The organism is Streptomyces sp. UW30 (assembly GCF_008042075.1).
GTDB lineage: Bacteria > Actinomycetota > Actinomycetes > Streptomycetales > Streptomycetaceae > Streptomyces.
The window spans coordinates 1008723-1026981 of the sequence record NZ_RDBN01000037.1; the positions used below are offsets into that span (position 1 = coordinate 1008723).

At 71.8% G+C, this 18259-nt stretch carries 15 protein-coding genes and 1 tRNA gene; 8 read left to right on the top strand and 8 right to left on the bottom strand.

Translation table 11 applies throughout. The features are described 5' to 3' along the window. Positions 1-49 precede the first annotated feature (49 nt). Positions 50-568, bottom strand: a complete 519-nt coding sequence (locus EAO75_RS23260) for a gluconokinase (protein WP_147996987.1) — start codon at positions 566-568, stop codon at positions 50-52. A 137-nt stretch (positions 569-705) separates the two neighbouring features. Here EAO75_RS23260 and EAO75_RS23265 point away from each other — a divergent pair, with 137 nt between their 5' ends. After that, positions 706-1407 (top strand): FadR/GntR family transcriptional regulator, encoded by a 702-nt coding sequence (locus EAO75_RS23265; RefSeq protein ID WP_147996988.1) that lies wholly within the window; start codon positions 706-708, stop codon positions 1405-1407. Between the two features lie 5 nt (positions 1408-1412). Here EAO75_RS23265 and EAO75_RS23270 read toward each other — a convergent pair whose 3' ends face one another. The 3 genes from EAO75_RS23270 to EAO75_RS23280 all read right to left on the bottom strand — a co-directional run bounded on the left by EAO75_RS23270 (position 1413) and on the right by EAO75_RS23280 (position 7073). After that, positions 1413-1784: a YchJ family protein gene (locus EAO75_RS23270; RefSeq protein ID WP_147996989.1), complete on the bottom strand. Its 372-nt coding sequence runs from the start codon at positions 1782-1784 to the stop codon at positions 1413-1415. A 13-nt stretch (positions 1785-1797) separates the two neighbouring features. After that, positions 1798-3141 (bottom strand): M1 family metallopeptidase, encoded by a 1344-nt coding sequence (locus tag EAO75_RS23275; RefSeq protein WP_147996990.1) that lies wholly within the window; start codon positions 3139-3141, stop codon positions 1798-1800. 77 nt (positions 3142-3218) lie between these two features. Continuing rightward, positions 3219-7073, bottom strand: a complete 3855-nt coding sequence (locus EAO75_RS23280; protein WP_147996991.1) for a Pls/PosA family non-ribosomal peptide synthetase — start codon at positions 7071-7073, stop codon at positions 3219-3221. A gap of 350 nt (positions 7074-7423) precedes the next feature. Here EAO75_RS23280 and EAO75_RS23285 point away from each other — a divergent pair, with 350 nt between their 5' ends. Further along, complete coding sequence (locus EAO75_RS23285) at positions 7424-8686, top strand: hypothetical protein (RefSeq protein WP_147996992.1); 1263 nt, start codon at positions 7424-7426, stop codon at positions 8684-8686. A 13-nt stretch (positions 8687-8699) separates the two neighbouring features. Here EAO75_RS23285 and EAO75_RS23290 read toward each other — a convergent pair. Next, a tRNA-Leu gene (locus EAO75_RS23290) sits at positions 8700-8787 on the bottom strand. A 189-nt stretch (positions 8788-8976) separates the two neighbouring features. Here EAO75_RS23290 and EAO75_RS23295 point away from each other — a divergent pair. The 3 genes from EAO75_RS23295 (at position 8977) to EAO75_RS46025 (ending at position 11681) form a co-directional block, all read left to right on the top strand. Beyond that, positions 8977-10302 (top strand): M20/M25/M40 family metallo-hydrolase, encoded by a 1326-nt coding sequence (locus EAO75_RS23295; RefSeq protein ID WP_147996993.1) that lies wholly within the window; start codon positions 8977-8979, stop codon positions 10300-10302. A gap of 155 nt (positions 10303-10457) precedes the next feature. Further along, entirely contained in the window at positions 10458-10691 is a 234-nt protein-coding gene (chpH, locus tag EAO75_RS23300; protein ID WP_147996994.1) for a chaplin ChpH, read from the top strand. Between the two features lie 147 nt (positions 10692-10838). Further along, on the top strand, positions 10839-11681 hold the full coding sequence (locus EAO75_RS46025; protein ID WP_187284551.1) for a chaplin: 843 nt from the start codon (positions 10839-10841) through the stop codon (positions 11679-11681). Between the two features lie 79 nt (positions 11682-11760). Here the strand turns inward: EAO75_RS46025 and EAO75_RS23310 are convergent, their stop codons facing one another. Continuing rightward, entirely contained in the window at positions 11761-11949 is a 189-nt protein-coding gene (locus EAO75_RS23310; protein WP_005485166.1) for a DUF5703 family protein, read from the bottom strand. Between the two features lie 47 nt (positions 11950-11996). Between EAO75_RS23310 and EAO75_RS23315 the strand changes: the two genes are divergently transcribed. Beyond that, complete coding sequence (locus EAO75_RS23315) at positions 11997-12740, top strand: hypothetical protein (protein ID WP_147996996.1); 744 nt, start codon at positions 11997-11999, stop codon at positions 12738-12740. A gap of 83 nt (positions 12741-12823) precedes the next feature. Here the strand turns inward: EAO75_RS23315 and EAO75_RS23320 are convergent, their stop codons facing one another. Next, positions 12824-15007 (bottom strand): helix-hairpin-helix domain-containing protein, encoded by a 2184-nt coding sequence (locus tag EAO75_RS23320; RefSeq protein ID WP_187284552.1) that lies wholly within the window; start codon positions 15005-15007, stop codon positions 12824-12826. After that, positions 15004-15987, bottom strand: coding sequence for an aldo/keto reductase (locus EAO75_RS23325; protein WP_147996998.1), 984 nt, complete (start codon positions 15985-15987; stop codon positions 15004-15006). Before EAO75_RS23325 ends, EAO75_RS23320 begins: the two co-directional genes overlap by 4 nt. Positions 15988-16172: 185 nt before the next feature. On the opposite strand from EAO75_RS23325, the gene EAO75_RS23330 reads away from it, so the two are divergent. Together EAO75_RS23330 and EAO75_RS23335 are read left to right on the top strand one after the other, a co-directional pair. Next, positions 16173-17228 carry an LLM class F420-dependent oxidoreductase gene (locus EAO75_RS23330; protein ID WP_147996999.1) on the top strand — a complete coding sequence of 352 codons (1056 nt, stop codon included), beginning with the start codon at positions 16173-16175 and terminating at the stop codon, positions 17226-17228. A gap of 238 nt (positions 17229-17466) precedes the next feature. Then, positions 17467-18255 (top strand): ferritin-like domain-containing protein, encoded by a 789-nt coding sequence (locus EAO75_RS23335; RefSeq protein ID WP_147997000.1) that lies wholly within the window; start codon positions 17467-17469, stop codon positions 18253-18255. The last annotated feature ends 4 nt before the right edge of the window (positions 18256-18259 follow it).

Here is an 18259-nt window from a genome sequence, read left to right on the forward strand (position 1 = left end):
GGTTGGGGGAGGGGGTACTGCCGTGGGGGGCGGCGGTGGTGCGGGGGTGCTACGCGACTGACTCGGGAAGCCCGTTCAGCGCTTCGACGGCCCGTTCGGTGATCTCCTCGGGGCTGCCGGCGACATCCACCGCGACCCCGGCCTCGTCGGCCCGGAGCGGCTGGAGCGTGGCGAACTGCGAGTCCAGCAGCGCGGTCGGCATGAAGTGCCCCTGCCGGTGCGCCATCCGGTCCTCGATGAGGGCCCGGTCACCGCTCAGGTGCACGAACACGACCCCGGGCGCCTCGGCCCGCAGCCGGTCCCGGTACGACCGCTTCAGCGCCGAGCAGCTGACCACCCCGCCGAGCCCGGCCCGTTCGTGCGCCCAGGCGCCGATGGCGTCGAGCCAGGGCCACCTGTCGTCGTCGTCGAGCGGGACGCCGGCCGACATCTTGGCGATGTTGGCCTGCGGGTGGAAGTCGTCACCCTCGGCGTAGGGAACGCCGAGCCGGGCCGCGAGCAGGGGACCGATGGTGGTCTTGCCGGTGCCCGCGACGCCCATGACCACGACGACATGGGGGGTACTCATCGCTGCCTCACTGTCTGCTGTCCTCGTCGACACGTGATGTCGACGCAACTGAAACGCATTAGGTACGACGAATTCAAGAGTGTGTGATGTATAAGTCTGACTTTTTGAGATCGTGATCCACCGCGTACGCTGAGTGCATGACCACTCCGGGCCGGGGTCTGCACGGCCATGTACTGGAAACACTCGGCCCCGCGATCACCGCCGGCGAGTATCCGCCCGGCAGCGTCCTGCGCACCGACGAACTGGCGCAGCGCTTCGAGGTGTCCCGCTCGGTGATGCGCGAGGCAGTCCGGGTCCTGGAGTCCATGTACCTGGTCGAGTCCCGCCGCCGCGTCGGCGTGACGGTCCGCCCGAAGTCCGAGTGGAACGTCTACGACCCCCAGGTCATCCGCTGGCGACTGGCCGGCGCCGACCGGCCCCAGCAGCTGCGCTCGCTCACGGTCCTGCGCTCGGCGATCGAACCGGCCGCCGCCGGCCTCGCGGCGAAGCACGCCACCGCCGACCAGTGCGCCGAACTCACCGAGTGCGCCCTCGGCATGGTCGCCCACTCACGCGGCCACCAGCTGGAGGGCTACCTCGTCCACGACGTCGCCTTCCACCGCGTCGTCCTCAGGGCCTCCGGCAACGAGATGTTCGCGCGCCTGGGCGACGTCGTCGCCGAGGTCCTCGCGGGCCGCACCCACCACGAGATCATGTTCGAGGACCCCGACCCCGCCGCGGTCACCCTCCACGTCCAGGTCGCGGAGGCGATCCGCGCGGGCGACGCGACGCGCGCGGAGCACCTGACCCGCGAAATCACGGTCGGCGCGCTCCAGGAGCTGGACATCCTGGCGCCGTAGCCGCGCTAGCTCAGGAACTCCCCGTCCACGTACACCCAGGCCCCGTCGACCCGCTCGAACCGGCTGCGCTCATGCAGCGAGCCGCCCCGGTACGAGGCGCGGAAGGTCACGGTCCCGGTGGTGTGGAACGCCGACCCGTCCGTCGTGTCCAGGATCTCCAGGCCGGTCCACCGCATGCCCGGATCGAGGTCAAGCCGCGTGGGCCGCGTCCGTGGATGCCAAGTACGCAGCAGGTACGCGGCATCGCCCTTGACGAACGCGCAGTAGCGCGACCGCATCAGCGCCTCGGCGGTCGGCGCGGCAGTGCCGGTGTGGTGGCGGCCGCAGCACTCGTCATAGGGCTCGGACAGCCCGCACGGGCAGGAACGCGTGGTCATGGCCGCCATTGTGCTAGCCCGCCGCCCGAGCCTGGGCCCCGGGCAGCGGCGGCAGCGCCGCCCCGTGCACCCACGCGTGCAGCAGCTCGTCCACCGGCTCGGTCGCGAAGCGGGCGACGTGCGAGGTGAACGCCGCCGTCGTCACCGTGCCGCCCCGATGCAGCTGCCCCCAGCTGCGCAGCATGCGGAAGAAGGCGATGTCGCCCAGCGCGCAGCGCACCGCGTGCAGGGTCAGCCCGCCGCGCTCGTACAGCCGGTCGTCGAACATGGCCTTGCGGCCCGGGTCCGCCAGCCGCAGATCCTGCGGCATCGTCGACAGCAACCGGTGTGCGGCGGACGCGAGTTGCTGCGCGGTCCGCCCGCCCGAGCGCTCCGACCACAGCCACTCCGCGTACTTCGCGAGCCCCTCGTTCAGCCATATGTGCCGCCAGTCCGCGATGGACACGCTGTTGCCGAACCACTGGTGCGCCAGCTCGTGCGCCACCAGCCGCTCCGAACCCCGCGCCCCGTCCACGTGATTGGCGCCGAACAGCGACAACCCCTGTGCCTCGACGGGCACATCGAGTTCCTCCTCGGTCACCACGACCGCGTACTCGTCGAAGGGGTAGGGCCCGAACAGCTCCTGGAAGACGTCCATCATCTGCGGCTGGCGCGCGAAGTCCCGCGAGAAGTCGGCGAGCAGTTGCGCCGGGATGTGCCCGTGCTGCGGCACCCCGCCTAGGCCCGGGTCGCCCAGCAGCACCGTCTGGTACTTGCCGATCGACAGGCCGACCAGATAGCTGGACGTCGGCGCCGCCTGCTCGTAGACCCAGGTGGTCGTGCTCGCCTTCGTCGTCCGGGTCAGCAGGCGCCCGCCCGCCACCACGGCGTACGCCGACGGCGTGGTGATCGAGATCTGGTACGACGCCTTGTCGGCGGGCCGGTCGTTGCACGGGTACCACGAGGGCGCCCCGATCGGCTGGCTCGCCACCAGCGCCCCGTCCTCCAGCTCCTCCCAACCGAGCCCGCCCCAGGGACTGTTCACCGGCTTGGGGTTGCCCGACCAGTGCACCTCGACCGTGAAGGCCGCTCCGGCCCGGATCGGCTTCGCCGGGCGCACCCGCAGCCTGCCGCCGCGGTGCGTGTAGTGCGGCTGGCGCCCGTCCACCCGGACCCGCCCGATCTTGAAGTCGGACAGGTTCAGCACGAACTCGGGCAGCGGGGAGCGGCCCGCGATCGCGTTGATCCGGGCCGTCCCCGACAGCCGGTTCGGGCCCGGGCGGTAGTCCAGCGCGAGCTCGTACCGGTGCACCCGGTAGCGGGCGTCGCCGTGCTCCGGGAAGTACGGGTCCGCGCCCGCCGTCTGCTGAACTGCCACTGCTGTCTGTGCTCCCTGCGCCGTACTGCTGCCACTCCGTGCCGGCCCACTGCTTACCGGCCCCGAGTGGGCCGCGCTCAGGGACGCCATGCTTCGATCGGATTGCCGAGCCAACGGGTGTCGTCGGGGACCGACTCCGCCGCCATCACGAGCGACGCGGGACCCAGGGTCGTACGGGCCCCGATCGCGCTGCCGGGAAGGACGATCCCGCCAGGACCCAGCGTCGCGCCCTCACGGAGGACCACAGTATCCGTCCGCAAGATCCGGTCGTGGAAGAGGTGTGTCTGGAGCACACAGCCCCGGTTCACGGTGGTGGCGTCCTCAAGGGTCACCAGATCCGTCTCCGGCAGCCAGTAGCTCTCCACCCACACGCCCTTGCCGATCCGCGCACCGAGCCCCCGCAGCCACGCCGTCAGCACCGGCGTACCCGGTACCGACCCCGCCAACCACGGCACGGCGAGCACCTCGACGAAGGTGTCGGCCAGCTCGTTGCGCCACACGAAGGAGGACCACAGCGGATGCTCCCCGCTGTGATGCCGCCCCACGAGCAGCCACTTCGCCACGATCGACACGAGCCCCGCCACGGCCCCGGCGCCGAGCAGCACCAGCCCCGACAGCAGCGGCGCCCAGACGCCCAGCGCACACAGCGCCGCGATGGTCAGCACCGCCAGCCCCGCCGAGCAGAACACCGGCACGATCCGGCACAGCTCCACCAGACCGCGCGCCCACAGCAGCCGGGCCGGCGGGTCGTACGTCAGGCTCTGATCGCCGTCGGCCGCGCTGCGCGGCAACTTCACCGGCGGCAGCCCCAGATACGACGTGCCCTTCTTGGCCTTCTTCGGCGTCGCCGACAGCACACCGACCAGCCCGCCGTCCGGCACGCTCCGCCCGGGCGCGGTCATCCCCGAGTTGCCGAGGAAGGCCCGCCGCCCGATCTCCGCGCGCCCGATCCGCATCCAGCCGCCACCGAGCTCGTACGGCGCGGTCAGCGTGTCGTCGGCCAGGAACGCGCCCTCACCGACCGTCGTCAGGCTCGGCAGCGCCAGCACGGTGGACACCTCGGCGCCCCGCCCGATGCGCATCCCGAGCAGCCGCAGCCACACCGGCGTGACCAGCCCGGCGTACAGCGGGAACAGGGTGTCGCGCGCGCGGTCCATCAGCTGCGTCACGGTCCACGCCTGCCAGCCGATGCGGCTGTGCGTGGGATGCGTGCCCTCACGCAGGCCCAGGCTGAGTAGCCGTACGGCGATCAGGATCAGCAGCGCGTACGCCGCCCCGAAGGTCAGCGTCGCCGGTACGAGGGCCAGCGCGGCGCCCGTCAGCGGCGCGTCCGGCGTGTAGAACACCCGGGCCACCAGGAACGCGGCGGCTCCCGCCAGCACCGGCAGCGCGTTGAGCGCGAAGCCCGTGATGCCGTACATCACACGCCAGTACGTCCCGCGGCGCGGCCGCTCCTTGGGCCAGTTGCGCTTGGCCTTGCCGAGCTTGACCGCGGGCGCGCCCGCCCAGCGCTGACCGGTCGGGATCTGCCCGGTGACCGCGGAGCCGGGGGCCACCTCGGCCCGCTTGCCGACGCGGGCGCCCGGGAAGATCATGCTGCGGGTGCCGACGACGGCATGCGCGCCGACCCTGACCGTGCCGATCTCCAGCCGGTCCCCGTCCAGCCAGTACCCGGACAGGTCCACCTCGGACTCGACCGCCGCGCCGCGCCCCAGTTTGAGCAGCCCGGTGACCGGCGGCAGCGCGTGCAGGTCCACCTCGGGCCCGACCTTGGCGCCCAGTGCCCGCGCGTACCGCTCCAGCCAGGCCCCGGTCAGCGAGGTCGCCCCGCTGAACTCGGCCAGCCGCTCGGCCGTCCACAGCCGCAGATGCACACTGCCACCACGCGGGTACCGGCCCGGCTTCACGTCCTTGAGCAGCAGCCGCGCACCACCGGCGGCGAGCGCGAGCCGCCCCGGCGGGCTGAACAGAGCGACCGCGCCGGCCGCGACCAGCCACCAAGGTGCCGTCGGCAGCCAGCCGTAGGCCGGCAGCAGATTGCCGAGCGCGGCCAGTACGACCGTCCAGCGCAGGCCGAGCAGCGTGAACAGCGGCACGAGCAGCAGGAGCTGGACCAGCTGCGCACGCCGGGGCACCGGCGCGACGATCCGCTCCGCCCCGTCGTCCTGCGCGGACTTCTCCAGGTGCCGGGCCAGCTTGCGCAGCATCGGCTGCTGGTAGATGTCCAGGACGGCCGCGCTCGGATAGCGGGTGCGCAGCCGCGTCGTCAGCTGTGCGGCGGCCAGGCTGCCGCCGCCGATCGCGAAGAAGTCGTCCGAGGCGCTGGTGACCGGGATGCCGAGCACCTCGGTCCACTGCTCGGCCAGCCACGCCTCGGTGCCGTACAGGTGCTCCGCCGGGCCGGAGGACTCCAGTCCCTCCAGCGGCCAGGGCAGCGCGCCCCGGTCGACCTTGCCCGAGGTACGGGTCGGCAGGTCGTCGACCGGCGCGAGCAGCGGCACGAGGGCGGCGGGCAGTTCAGCCCGCAGCTTCTCCACGGCCGCCGCCTGGTCCCAGCCTTCCTGCGTGACGACGTACCCGACGAGGAGCTGGTTGCCGCTGCGCGCGCTGCGCACCGCGGCGGCCGCACCGGCCACCCCGGGCAGCGCCTGCAGCGCGGCATCCACCTCACCGAGCTCGATCCGCCGTCCGCCGAGCTTGATCTGCTCGTCGGCCCGTCCGAGGAAGACCAGCCCCTCCGGCTCCGCCTTGACGAGGTCACCACTGCGGTACGCCCGCTCCCAGCCCAGGGACTCGAGGGGCGCGTACTTCTCCGCGTCCTTCTCCGCGTCGAGATACCGGGCCAGACCGACCCCGCCGATCACCAGCTGCCCGCTGGCGCCCATCGGCACGGGCTCGCCGGCCTCGTCGACGACGGCCAGCTCCCAGCCGTCCAGCGGCAGCCCGATCCGGATCGGCTCCTCACCGTTCATCAGCGACGCACAGGCCACCACGGTCGCCTCGGTGGGCCCGTACGTGTTCCAGACCTCGCGCCCCTCGGTCACCAGCCGCTGCACCAGCTCGGGCGGGCAGGCCTCACCGCCGAAGATCAGCAGACGTACGTCGCCCAGGGCCTCGACCTCCCAGAGCGCGGCGAGCGTGGGCACGGTCGACACGACCGTGATCTCCTGCTCGACCAGCCACGGCCCGAGATCGGCGCCGCTCCTGACCTGCGAGCGCGGCACCGGCACCAGACAGGCGCCGTACCGCCAGGCCAGCCACATCTCCTCGCAGGACGCGTCGAACGCGACCGAGAGACCCGCCATGACCCGGTCACCGGGCCCGATCGGCTCCTCGGTGAGGAACAGCGCGGCCTCGGCGTCCACGAACGCGGCGGCACTGCGGTGCGAGACGGCGACGCCCTTCGGCTTCCCGGTGGAGCCGGAGGTGAAGATGATCCAGGCGTCGTGCTCGACGCCGGGGCGGGCGGCGGGAACCTCGCTGCGCGAGTGCACGGTCAGCTCGTGCCCGGCCCCCACGACGGCCCGTACGTCCGCCTCCCCGAACACCAGCTCGGCCCGCTCGTCCGGGTCCTCGGCGTCCACGGGGACATAGGCGGCGCCGGCCGCGAGCACGGCCAGGATCGCGATGTACAGGTCGTTGGTGCCGGACGGCACGCGGACGCCCACCCGGTCGCCGAGCCCGACCCCGGCCGCGGCCAGCCCGCGCCGCAGCCGCTCCACCTCGACGGCCAGCGCCAGGTAGGTCAGGCTGGTCGTGCCGTCGTCCAGGGCCGGCTCGTCGGGGTAGGACCGCACCGCCGCGTCGAAGATGTCGACGAGGGTGCGTGGGGAGGCCGCGGAGCCTCCGGAGAAACGGGCGGTGTCGCCGAACTTCTCGCGGAGCTCTTCGTCGAGCAGGCCGAGAGCATCGCTCTCGTGAATCGCTGCCATCCGGTCCTCGCGTCTTGATCCCGGATGTCTCCGGGGCGCTGGCGGGCCCGCAGGTTTGCCTGGGGTTGTCCGGCTCCAGCCAGGTACAAACCGAAAATTTTAGTACGACGCTAGGTTCGGGGCAGGGTCACAGCCACTCGGGGCACCCGTTCGGGCTCCTCGGAGACTCGGCGGACGGCCACTGACCTGGTGATCTTCGACCGAACGAGACATCGCCCACACAATGCGTGACGAGCGGGGTCGACACGGCGTCCGGATGGCCCAGTCCGGGATGCCGTGAGCCCTGTTCTCGGCGGGAATGGACACGTGCCGCGACGTGCCGCGGACGGTGTCCCGATGCCGGAGGACGAATGTCTAACCCACAGGGCGGTCGTGCGGGCAGGGTGCTGCGCAGCACGGCCTCGGCGGTGCTGATCGTCCTCGCGTGCGTCCTGGTCCCCGTCACCGTGATCACGGTGTGGGTGCACGACATCGCCCTCGACACCGACCGCTACGTCAAGACCATGAAGCCGCTCGCCACCGACCGCGATATCGAGGACGCCGTGCGCCACCGGCTCGTCGACGCGGTGGACGTCCGCGTGAACGGCAAGCAGGTGACCGCCGACATCTCCGACTGGCTGAAGTCGCAGGGCCTGGCGCCCCGCGCGGCCGATGCCGTCAAGGCACTGGCCCCGCAGGTGGACGAGGCCGTGAACGCCGCCGCGGACCGGGTGGCGAAGCGCTTCGTCGAGAGCGACCGGTTCGAGAAGCTGTGGGTCACGGCGAACCGGACCGCCCACTCGGCCGTGGTGCACGCCCTCACGGGCAAGGGGCGCGGGGCCATCGGTGTCGAGGAGGGCACCGTGACCCTCGACGTCGGAGCCGCCGTGGACCAGGTCAAGAAGGACCTGGTGGACGCCGGTATTCAGCCGGCTTCCAAGATCCCGGCCGTCGAAAAACAGGTGGTCCTGTTCAAGTCCGACGAACTCGACCAGTTCCAGGACGCGGCACACGCGCTGGACCTGGCCGGCTACTGGATGCCGGTGATCACCGTGCTGCTCGGGGCGGCGGGCGTCCTGCTGGCGCACCGTCGCCGCCGAGCCCTGGCGAAGGCGGCCCTCGGAGCGGCCTTCGGCTGTCTCGTCGTGGCCATCGGCCTCGTCATCGCCCGCCGCTACTACCTGGACCATCTGCCGCCGACCATTCTGTCCGAGCCGGCGGCGGCCTCCGTCTTCGACACACTTCTGCGCTTCTTGAAGGTCACCCTGCGGACCGTGATCGTGCTCGGCGTGGTCGTCGCCCTCGGCGCCTACCTCGTCGGCCCCGGGCGGCTGCCGCGCGCGGTACGCGGCTGGGCCGAGCAGGGCGCCGACGCCACGGCCGGGTGGGCGGGCTCGCACGGCATCACCACGGGCCGGGCCGGGACCTGGACCGAGTCCCACCGCAGGTGGCTCACGATCGGCGTGCTGCTGCTGATCACGCTGCTGTTCGCGCTGTGGAACAACCCCACGGTCCTGACGATCGTGGTCCTGGTGATCATCCTGCTCGCGGCACTTCTGGTGATCGCCCTGCTGGCGGCCGACGGCCGCAGAAACGCCCCCGGGACCCCGGAAAAGCAAGAAACCCCTGCTTAGCAGGGGTTTCAGCTGGTGTCCGAGGGGGGACTTGAACCCCCACGCCCGATAAAGGGCACTAGCACCTCAAGCTAGCGCGTCTGCCATTCCGCCACCCGGACAAGGTGTCTGTCGTGCGGGGTTTCCCCCGCGGCGACACAGGAAACATTACCAGGCTTCGAAGGGTGCCCCGATCACCCCCCGTCGCGCCGTGAACGGCGTGTGACGGGTCGCGGCCGCTCTTGGGCAGGGCCCCGGGGAGGGGGAGGATGAGGGGGACCACCAGCAGGGACCGCGCGGAAGGAAGCAGCGTGAGCGAGACGGACACGGCCAGGGGCGTCACCGGCGAGGACGAGGTCGTGGACCTCTGCCGCGAGCTGATCCAGATCGACACCAGCAACTACGGCGACCACTCGGGACCAGGAGAGCGCAAGGCGGCCGAGTACGTCGCCGAGAAGCTCGCCGAGGTGGGCCTCGAACCGCAGATCTTCGAGTCGCACCCCGGGCGGGCCTCCACGGTGGCCCGCATCCAGGGCGAGGACCCCTCCAGGCCCGCGCTGCTCATCCACGGCCACACCGACGTCGTACCGGCCAACGCGGACGACTGGACCCACCACCCCTTCTCCGGCGAGGTCACCGACGGGTGCGTGTGGGGCCGTGGGGCCGTCGACATGAAGGACATGGACGCGATGACCCTGGCGGTCGTCCGCGACCGGCTGCGCAGCGGCCGCAGGCCCCCGCGCGACATCGTCCTCGCGTTCCTCGCGGACGAGGAGGCCGGCGGCAAGTTCGGCGCCGGGTTCCTCGTCGACAAGCACCGGGACCTCTTCGAGGGCGTCACCGAGGCGATCAGCGAGGTGGGCGGGTTCTCGTTCACGGTGAGCGAGCAGCGGCGGCTCTATCTGATCCAGACGGCCGAGAAGGGCATGCACTGGATGAAGCTGACCGTGGCCGGCACTGCCGGGCACGGCTCGATGATCCACCGGGACAACGCCATCACCGAGCTGTCGGAGGCGGTCGCGCGGCTGGGCCGGCACAAGTTCCCGGTGCGGGTCACCAAGACCACCCGGGCCTTCCTCGACGAGCTGGGCGACGCCCTCGGCACCGAGCTCGACCCGGAGAACATGGAGGGCACCCTCGCCAAGCTCGGCGGCATCGCCAAGCTCATCGGCGCGACCCTCAGCAACACGGCCAACCCCACGCAGCTCGGCGCGGGCTACAAGGTCAACGTCATCCCGGGTGAGGCCACCGCCCATGTCGACGGGCGCTTCCTGCCCGGGTTCGAGGAGGAGTTCCTCGCCGACCTCGACAAGATCCTCGGGCCCAAGGTCAGGCGCGAGGACGTGCACGCCGACAAGGCCGTCGAGACGAGCTTCGACGGGGCGCTCGTGGACGCCATGCAGTCCGCGCTGGTCGCAGAGGACCCGGCCGCGAAGGCCATCCCCTACATGCTCTCCGGCGGCACGGACGCCAAGTCGTTCGACGACCTCGGCATCCGTGGCTTCGGCTTCGCCCCGTTGAAGCTGCCGCCGGAGCTGGACTTCGCGGGCATGTTCCACGGCGTCGACGAGCGGGTGCCGGTGGACGGCCTGAAATTCGGGGTCCGGGTGCTCGACCGCTTCATCGACGCGTCCTGACCGCCGACCGGAACAACACTTCCGTAATCGACCAGACGTACTGGCCGTGACTGGGGAGAGTGAACGCGCTCATAAGGTCGTAGCCCTATTAGTTCCTCCTCGTTACAGGTGATGCGATCAGCTACTTGTGATCGCATTGCCAACAAGGAGGAATAATGATCAAGAAGGTCGTCGCCGCTGCGGCTGCCACTGGTGGGCTGGTTCTCGCGGGCGCGGGCCTGGCCGTCGCCGACTCCGGTGCCCAGGGTGCTGCGGTGCACTCCCCGGGCATCCTGTCCGGCAACGTTGTTCAGGCGCCGATTCACGTCCCCGTGAACGTCTGCGGCAACACGATCTCGGTGATCGGGCTGCTGAACCCCGCCTTCGGCAACACCTGCATCAACAAGTGACGTTGTGCCTCGCCCCGTGAATCGGGGCTGAGCCCGTCGGCCCCGGAGTGCGTGCCATGCGCTCCGGGGCCGACCGGCCTTTCGGGGCGTCGGCGGAATTCCCGACGCCCTCCTTTCTGAACGAGGTCGAAGGCAGGTAATCAGCAAATGCGACAGGTCACCCGCAAGGGCCTGATGACCGTGGCGGCCGCGACCGGCGTCATCGCCGCCGCGGGCGGCACGGCCCACGCGACCGGCGCGGGGGCGCACGGCTCCAGCGTGAACTCGCCCGGCGTGCTCTCGGGCAACACGGTGCAGGCTCCGGTGCACGTGCCGGTGAACGTGTGCGGCAACACCGTCAACGTCGTCGGGGTGCTCAACCCGGCGATCGGCAACAGCTGCGCCAACACGGGCGGCGGCTCCCACGGTGGTGGGGGCGCGTCGGCGGACGGCCACGCCAGTGACTCGCCCGGCGTCGGCTCCGGCAACCACGTCGAGGCGCCGGTGCATGTGCCGGTCAACGTGTGCGGCAACAGCGTCGACATCATCGGTATCGGCAACCCCAGCACCGGCAACGACTGCGGCAACGGCGGCGGGGCCCACACCCCGCCGGGGTCGCCGCAGGAGCCGGGCAATCCCGGGAACCCCGGTAATCCGGGGAACCCCGGTAACCCGGGCAATCCTGGAGAGCCCGGGAATCCGGGAAACCCCGGAAACCCCGGTAACCCGGGTAATCCTGGGAACCCCGGAAATCCCGGTAACCCGGGCAACCCGGGGGAGCCGACCCACCCCGGTTCCCCGAGCACGCCGCCCAGCACGGGCGGCGAGACTCCGGGCGCAGGCTCCTCGAACCCGAACCAGCCGGGCGCCCACTTCGTCACCCAGCCCCGGGGTGACGCCGAGCTCGCCCAGACCGGCAGTGACCTGCCGCTGGGTCTCGTCCTGCCGGTCGGCGCGGGGGCGCTGCTGGCCGGTGCGGTGCTGTACCGCAAGGCACGGCCGTCGCTGTAGGAGGCCCTGACTGCCGGTACGAACGGAGCGGGCCCCGCCTCGGTGGGGCCCGCTCCGTGTGTTCCCTGTCCGCCTCAGCTCACCATGTGGCCCGCACCTGTCGGATGATCCGGCGGCGCAACCGCACCCGGCGGCTGCCGTCCCGCAGCAGGCTCAGGCGGTCCAACTCCCAGTGTCCGTACTCGGCATGGTCCGTCAGCAGGCGTGTGGCGTCCTTGCGGGAGACCCCGCGCGGCACGTACACGTCGACAAATTCGTATTCCGGCATCGCATCTATTGTGCGGGCTGGGGCCCGGTACGGATAGCGTCTGCACTATGTCTGATGCTGTGCAGCCCACCGCTGCCGAGGTACGCGCCGCCGCCGAGGCGGTCAAGACCGCGCTCGACCGCCACCTGGCCGCGGTCGAAGGCCGGTCGGGTGAGGACGACCCGGCCGTCTACGACGCGTTCAACCAGCTGGCCGCGGCCGCCGAGGCCTACGACGAGCTGCTCTACGACCGCTACGACGAGGTCACACCCTTCGAGATCCCCGGTACGGAGGACGCGCTGCCGCCGTACACGGGCCCCGAGGAACCGAACGCGCTGAGCGTGCTGATCCGCCGCGACTACTCCGTGGCGGAACCGCAGCGGCTGCTGGCGCAGGCCCAGCGGGTCGAGGCGGCGGACTTCGACGACGGCGCGGACGCCTCCGGCACGGTGCACGGGGCGCTGGGCATCCTGTTCGGCGAGTTCGAACCGGACGAGATCGCCTCCCGGCACAAGGAGTTCGGCCTGGAGGAGGGTGACTCCACGCTCTGGGTGACCGCCGCGGACGACCAGTCCGACCCCGGGGAGTGGCTGGAGGCACCCTTCGAGGGGGTCGATCCGCAGCGGGTGATCTGCCGCTTCGACGTCAGCACGGTGTTCGACGACGACCTGGACGACGAGGACGACGAGGACGTCGAGGACGAATCCGAGCGGGACGTCGAGGAGGACTCCGAGGACGACATCGAGGACGAACTCGACACCGACCTGGACGAGGACGAGGACGACCTCGAACCACTCGACGCGGATCGCTGACGCGGGGCGCGGCTGTTGCGGCGGCGATGACGGTGAATGCCGTGATCGCCGCCGTTGTCGTGTGCCGCAGCCGCAGCCGCAGATCAGTCCACCGACGGCACCAGTGGTCCGAGCAGGACCGGGAGGCGGGTCGTGCGGGGCTTGGCCGGAATCTCGGTGACCGCCCGGGAGAGGGCCTGGTCGACGCCGTGGACCACGGAGAGGTGGCGGTCGGCCCGGCTGAAGGCCGTGTAGACCCAGGGGCGGTTCAGGGACTGGGCCGCGTCGCCGGGGAGGACCACGACGACCGCGGGCCAGCGGGCGCCCGCCGCCTGGTGCGCGGTCACGGCCCAGCCGTGCCGCACGGACTGCTCCACCCGCTCCTTCGGTACGACCACGGCCTCGCCCGCGCAGGACAGGTGCAGTCCCTCGGCGTCCGCCTTCACCACCTGGCCCGGCACCGTACGCCCCGGCGCGGGGGAGTACGCGACGCGGTCACCGGGGTCGAAGCCGCCGAAGCGGCCGGGGCCCGGGTTGAGCCGCTCCTTGAGCGCGGCGTTGAGCGCGCGGGTGCCGGCCGCGCCGCCGTGGCCCGGCGTGATCACCTGGGTCTGCTCCGCCGGGATGCCGATCGCCCGCGGCACCGAGTCCGCCACGAGCTGCACGGTGCGGTGCACGGCCTCGCCCGCGTCCCGCACGGGCACGATCACGACCTCCTTGCCGGGCGCCTCGACCTGGTTCAGCTCGCCGATGCCGATACCGGACACCAACTCGCCCAGCGGGCCGGGATCCGGCCGCCGCGAGGCGATCTGCGGACAGATCCGCGCCGCCAGCAGATCGGCGAACACCCGCCCTGGCCCCGCCGACCACAACACCCCCGGATCCCCGGAGAGCACCAGCCGGGCCCCGTCCGGCAGCGACTCCGTGAGCAGAGCGGCCGTCTCGACGTCCAACTGGGGCGCGTCGAGCACGACGAGGAGATCGAGGTCGAACGCCCCGTCCGCGTCCCGACCGGGCCCTTCGGCGCCGGACAGCAGACCGGCCACGGTGGCCGCGCCGGGCACGGACCCCGGCTCGGCCGGGCTGCCGGGCCCGCTCAGCAGGGCCGAGAAGCGCTCCCGGCCGAGCGGAACGTGCGTGGCCGCCCAGGCGCGCAGCCCGAGCGCGTGCGCGCCGCGCAGCAGCTCCGCCGGTTCCGCGCGGGACGCCTCCCCGCCGGTGTGCAGGACCAGGCCGTGGTTCGCGACCGCGCGGATCAGGTCGGCCGCGGAACCGGCGCCGGCCGCAGCCCGCTCCCACTCCTCGGCCGAACCGTCCTGCTTGGGCGCCGAGTTGATCAGCCGGCCCAGTCCGTCGGCGAGGCTCTCCTCCGCCAGGGCGTACCGCTCCAGGCCGACCAGGACACGCACCGGCCGCTCCGCGTCCTCCTCCGCCTCCTCGTCGCGCACGGCCGGGGCGCCGGGCTCGTCCAGGGCGTCCTGGAAGGCCAACGCCTCACCCTCGGCCAGGGTGTTCTGCACGGCCGTATCGGCGTCCGGCACTGCGCGCTGGACCAGTGCCGCGGTGAGCGCCGGCATCTCCAGGGCCGTGTGCCCGGCCAGGGCCGCCTGCTCCAGGAGCCAGACGGTGACCGCCCGCCCGCGCCGCTCGTCGTCCGGTCCGCATTCCGCGCCGAGCAGCGCCCTCGCGAACCCGTCGGCCTGCTCGGGCCGTACGCCACCGACGCGCAGCAACTGCCAGGGATCCGCGCGCAGCCGGTCGGCGGCGCCCTCGCCGAAGGCCTCCGCGACCTGCGCGGCGAGCGCCTCCGGGGCACCGCCCTCGGTCAGCACCTGCCGCACGGACTCGACGGTCTCCGAAGCGGGGGCGGCGGGTGCGCCAGGTGCCGCCGCGGGCTGCGGTCGGCGGGCCGGCTCCGGGGCGGGGCGGCGCGGTGGCTCCGGCTCGCTGAAGACGGTGGCCGGGGGCTTCGCGCCGCTCTCCACGGCCCGTACGGCCGCGAGCAGATCGGCGGCCGTCCCGCTGAGCTTGGCCCCGCTCTCGACGGGCGCCTGCTTCTCGGCCTTGCGCCGCTCGATCCGCTCCCGCTCCAGGCGCTGAGCCGCCAGCTCGGCCTCGGCCTCGGACAGTTGGGCCGCGCCGTCGCCCTCGGCCGTGGTGGTCTCGCTCGCGGTCCCGTCGTCACCGTCACCCGACTCGGACACGGGGACGACGCCGGCCTCGGCGTCCCCGGCTCCCGGCGTCCCCGGCTCCGTGTTCTCCGTGGTCTCGGGTGGCTCCGTGCTCACAGCGTGCTCCAGTCGTGATCGGGATAGCGGTGCACGGGCGCAGACACGTCGTCGAGCGCCCGGCAGATCTCGTCAGGAAGACTAAGGGCCTCCACTGACAACGCTGCCGTGAGCTGCTGTGCGTTGCGCGCGCCGATGACGGGCGCGGCGACGCCGGGCCGGTCGCGGACCCAGGCGAGGGCGACCTGGAGCGGGGAGACGGCCAGCCCGTCGGCCGCCGTCTGCACGGCGTCCACGATCCGGCTCGCCGTGTCGTCGAGGTACGGCGCGACGAACGGCGCCAGATGCTCCGAGGCGCCGCGCGAGTCGGCTGGCGTGGCGTTGCGGTACTTGCCGGTCAGCACGCCCCGGCCGAGCGGGGACGAGGGCAGCATGCCGATGCCCAGATCGAGGGCGGCCGGCAGCACCTCGCGTTCCACACCGCGCTGGAGCAGGGAGTACTCCAGCTGGGTGCTCGCCAGGCGGGTGCGTATGCCGGGCGCCGCGAGCTGCCAGGTCGCCGCCTTGGCGAGCTGCCAGCCGCAGAAGTTGGAGACACCGGCATAGCGCGCGCGGCCGCTGCTGACGGCGAGGTCGAGCGCCTGGAGGGTCTCCTCCAACGGGGTGTACGGGTCGAAGGCGTGGATGTGCCAGACGTCCACATAGTCCGTGCCGAGCCGGGCCAGCGAGGCGTCCAGTGCGCAGAGCAGATGGCCGCGCGAGCCGTCGAAGCGGCGGTCCGGGTCGGGAACGCTGCCCGCCTTCGTCGAGATGACCAGGTCCCGCCGCGGCACCAGCCCCTCCATGAGCCGCCCGAGCAGATACTCGGCCTCCCCGTCGCCGTACACGTCAGCCGTGTCGACGAGGGTGCCGCCCGCCTCCCAGAACGTCTTCAAGAGGTCCGCGGCGTCGTGCTCGTCGGTGTCCCTGCCCCAGGTGAGGGTGCCGAGCCCGATCCGGGACACGCGCAGGCCGGTGCGGCCGAGATGCCTCTGCTCCATGAACGCCGAGATTACTGGCCAGAACCTGCCATGTGGGGGCCTGTGGATAACCAGTTTTCACGACGGTCACCGGGCATGCGCGGGGTCGGTCGGGCGACGCCCGCCACATCGGCCTCCCCGCGAGAGGCCCCCCGCGCTAAGGTCTGGGCCACAAGGGACGTTACTGATCGGTAAGGGGATCGGCCATGCAGCTCGGGATCAACCTCGGCTACTGGGGTGCCGGAATGGACGCGGACAATCTCGCGGTCGCGCAGGAGGCCGACCGGCTGGGCTACGCCGTGTGCTGGGCCGCCGAGGCGTACGGCTCGGACGCGGCCACCGTGCTCAGCTGGGTCGCCGCCCAGACCGAGCGCATCGACGTCGGCTCCGCCATCTTCCAGATCCCGGCCCGCCAGCCGGCCATGACCGCGATGACCGCGGCCACCTTGGACTCGCTCTCCGAAGGCCGCTTCCGCCTCGGCCTCGGCGTCTCCGGGCCGCAGGTCTCCGAGGGCTGGTACGGCGTCAAGTTCGACAAGCCGCTGGCACGCACGCGTGAGTACGTCGAGATCGTCCGCAAGGCCATGACGCGTGAGCGCCTGTCGTACGAGGGGCAGCACTGGACGCTGCCGCTGCCGGGCGGCCCCGGCAAGCCGATCAAGCTGACCGTGCACCCCCAGCGCGAACACATTCCGCTGTACATCGCCGCCATCGGCCCGAAGAACCTGGAGCAGACCGGCGAGATCGCCGACGGCGCACTGCTGATCTTCCCGTCCGCCGAGCACCTGGAGGACACGGCGATCAAGTACCTGCGCGCCGGGCGCGAGAAGGCCGGCAAGACCCTCGACGGGTTCGACGTCTGCCCGACCCTGCCGCTCGCCATCGGCGACGACAAGGACGTGGCCACGCTCGCCGACACCTTCCGCCCCTACACCGCGCTGTACGTCGGCGGCATGGGCAGCGCCAAGCAGAACTTCTACAACCAGCTCGCCCAGCGCATGGGTTACGAGAAGGAAGCCGCCGAGATCCAGACCAAGTACCTCACCGGCGACAAGCAGGGCGCCGCGGCCGCCGTACCGCACGACCTCATCGACAAGACCACGCTGCTCGGATCCGTCGACCGGATCGCGGACCGGATGAAGGCCTACGCCGCGGCCGGGGTCACCACCCTGTCCCTGGCGCCCGCGGGCTTCACGCTCGACGAGCGGCTCGCCTCGCTGCGCGCCGGCAGCGAGGCCCTGGAGCGCGCCGGGCTGGCGTGACGCCGAGGGCCGTACGGCCCGGGAAGTTTCAGCGGCCGTGGTGGGGGCTCGGGGGTCTTCCCCGCCACGGCCGTCACGCAGAACAACGCGCGCGTGCCCACCCGGTTACGCCCCCGTCGTGACCCCGATGGTCATTCTTTTGGCGGAGTTGTCCGACTCAGCTGTTGCAGCGGCTCTCTCACCGCATTTGACTCGTTCTTCGCGGGATCCTGCGGCGTCCTGAGAGAGGTGCCCCACGATGCTTTCGGCCAAGAGTCTGTTCCAGGAGATCCTCGACGACGACGAGTCCTTCCGGCTGTTCTGCTCCATCGCCGCCAGCGGCGAGTCCCAGGGCGGCTGGGAGAACGCGCGCATCGCCGCGCTCGTACCCGACAGCGAGCGCGCCATGGCCCCCAAGATCACCCGGCACGGCGCGGACGAGGACAAGCACGGGCGGATCTTCGGCGCCCTGCTGAAGAAGCGCGGCCTGCAACCCGTCCCCGTCCCGCCCGAGACCGACTACACGATGCTTCTGGAGAAGCACGGCATCGGGCTCGCCCACGAGAAACTCAAGGCCGACAAGCCGCTCACGGTCGACGACATCATCACCTACCTCGCCCACAGCCGGGTCACCGAGCAGCGCGCCGCGGACCAGATGATCATGCTCCGCACGTTCTTCGCCGACCATGCCGTGATCGGCAAGGCGATCCGGAWGATCTCCAACGACGAGGACAACCACCTCGCCTACACGCACGAGGAGCTGTTGCGCTTCGCGGCGGCAGGACACGGCCGGCTGATCCAGTCCACGCTGCGCGAGTGCGCCCTGGCCGAGATCGGCGTCTACCGGGACGTCAGCCTCGCCGTCATGGACCACATGGGACGCATTCTCGGCTGGCCCCGGGCCAAGGCCGCGGTGCTCGCAGCGGGCATCCACGGCGTGTACGCGTGGGAGCGGCTCGTGGGCTGGCGGCGCATGGTGTCCCTGACGATGCCGGAGCGCCGCGACGCCCTCGGCGGACCCGCCACCTCGGCACCCGAGTTCGCCTGAGCCC

Coding starts and splice junctions, on each gene's coding strand:
- EAO75_RS23260 (WP_147996987.1), bottom strand. CDS start 568: ATGAGTACCCCCCATGTCGTCGTGGTCATGGGCGTCGCGGGCACCGGC.
- EAO75_RS23265 (WP_147996988.1), top strand. CDS start 706: ATGACCACTCCGGGCCGGGGTCTGCACGGCCATGTACTGGAAACACTC.
- EAO75_RS23270 (WP_147996989.1), bottom strand. CDS start 1,784: ATGACCACGCGTTCCTGCCCGTGCGGGCTGTCCGAGCCCTATGACGAG.
- EAO75_RS23280 (WP_147996991.1), bottom strand. CDS start 7,073: ATGGCAGCGATTCACGAGAGCGATGCTCTCGGCCTGCTCGACGAAGAG.
- EAO75_RS23285 (WP_147996992.1), top strand. CDS start 7,424: ATGTCTAACCCACAGGGCGGTCGTGCGGGCAGGGTGCTGCGCAGCACG.
- chpH (WP_147996994.1), top strand. CDS start 10,458: ATGATCAAGAAGGTCGTCGCCGCTGCGGCTGCCACTGGTGGGCTGGTT.
- EAO75_RS46025 (WP_187284551.1), top strand. CDS start 10,839: ATGCGACAGGTCACCCGCAAGGGCCTGATGACCGTGGCGGCCGCGACC.
- EAO75_RS23310 (WP_005485166.1), bottom strand. CDS start 11,949: ATGCCGGAATACGAATTTGTCGACGTGTACGTGCCGCGCGGGGTCTCC.
- EAO75_RS23315 (WP_147996996.1), top strand. CDS start 11,997: ATGTCTGATGCTGTGCAGCCCACCGCTGCCGAGGTACGCGCCGCCGCC.
- EAO75_RS23325 (WP_147996998.1), bottom strand. CDS start 15,987: ATGGAGCAGAGGCATCTCGGCCGCACCGGCCTGCGCGTGTCCCGGATC.
- EAO75_RS23330 (WP_147996999.1), top strand. CDS start 16,173: ATGCAGCTCGGGATCAACCTCGGCTACTGGGGTGCCGGAATGGACGCG.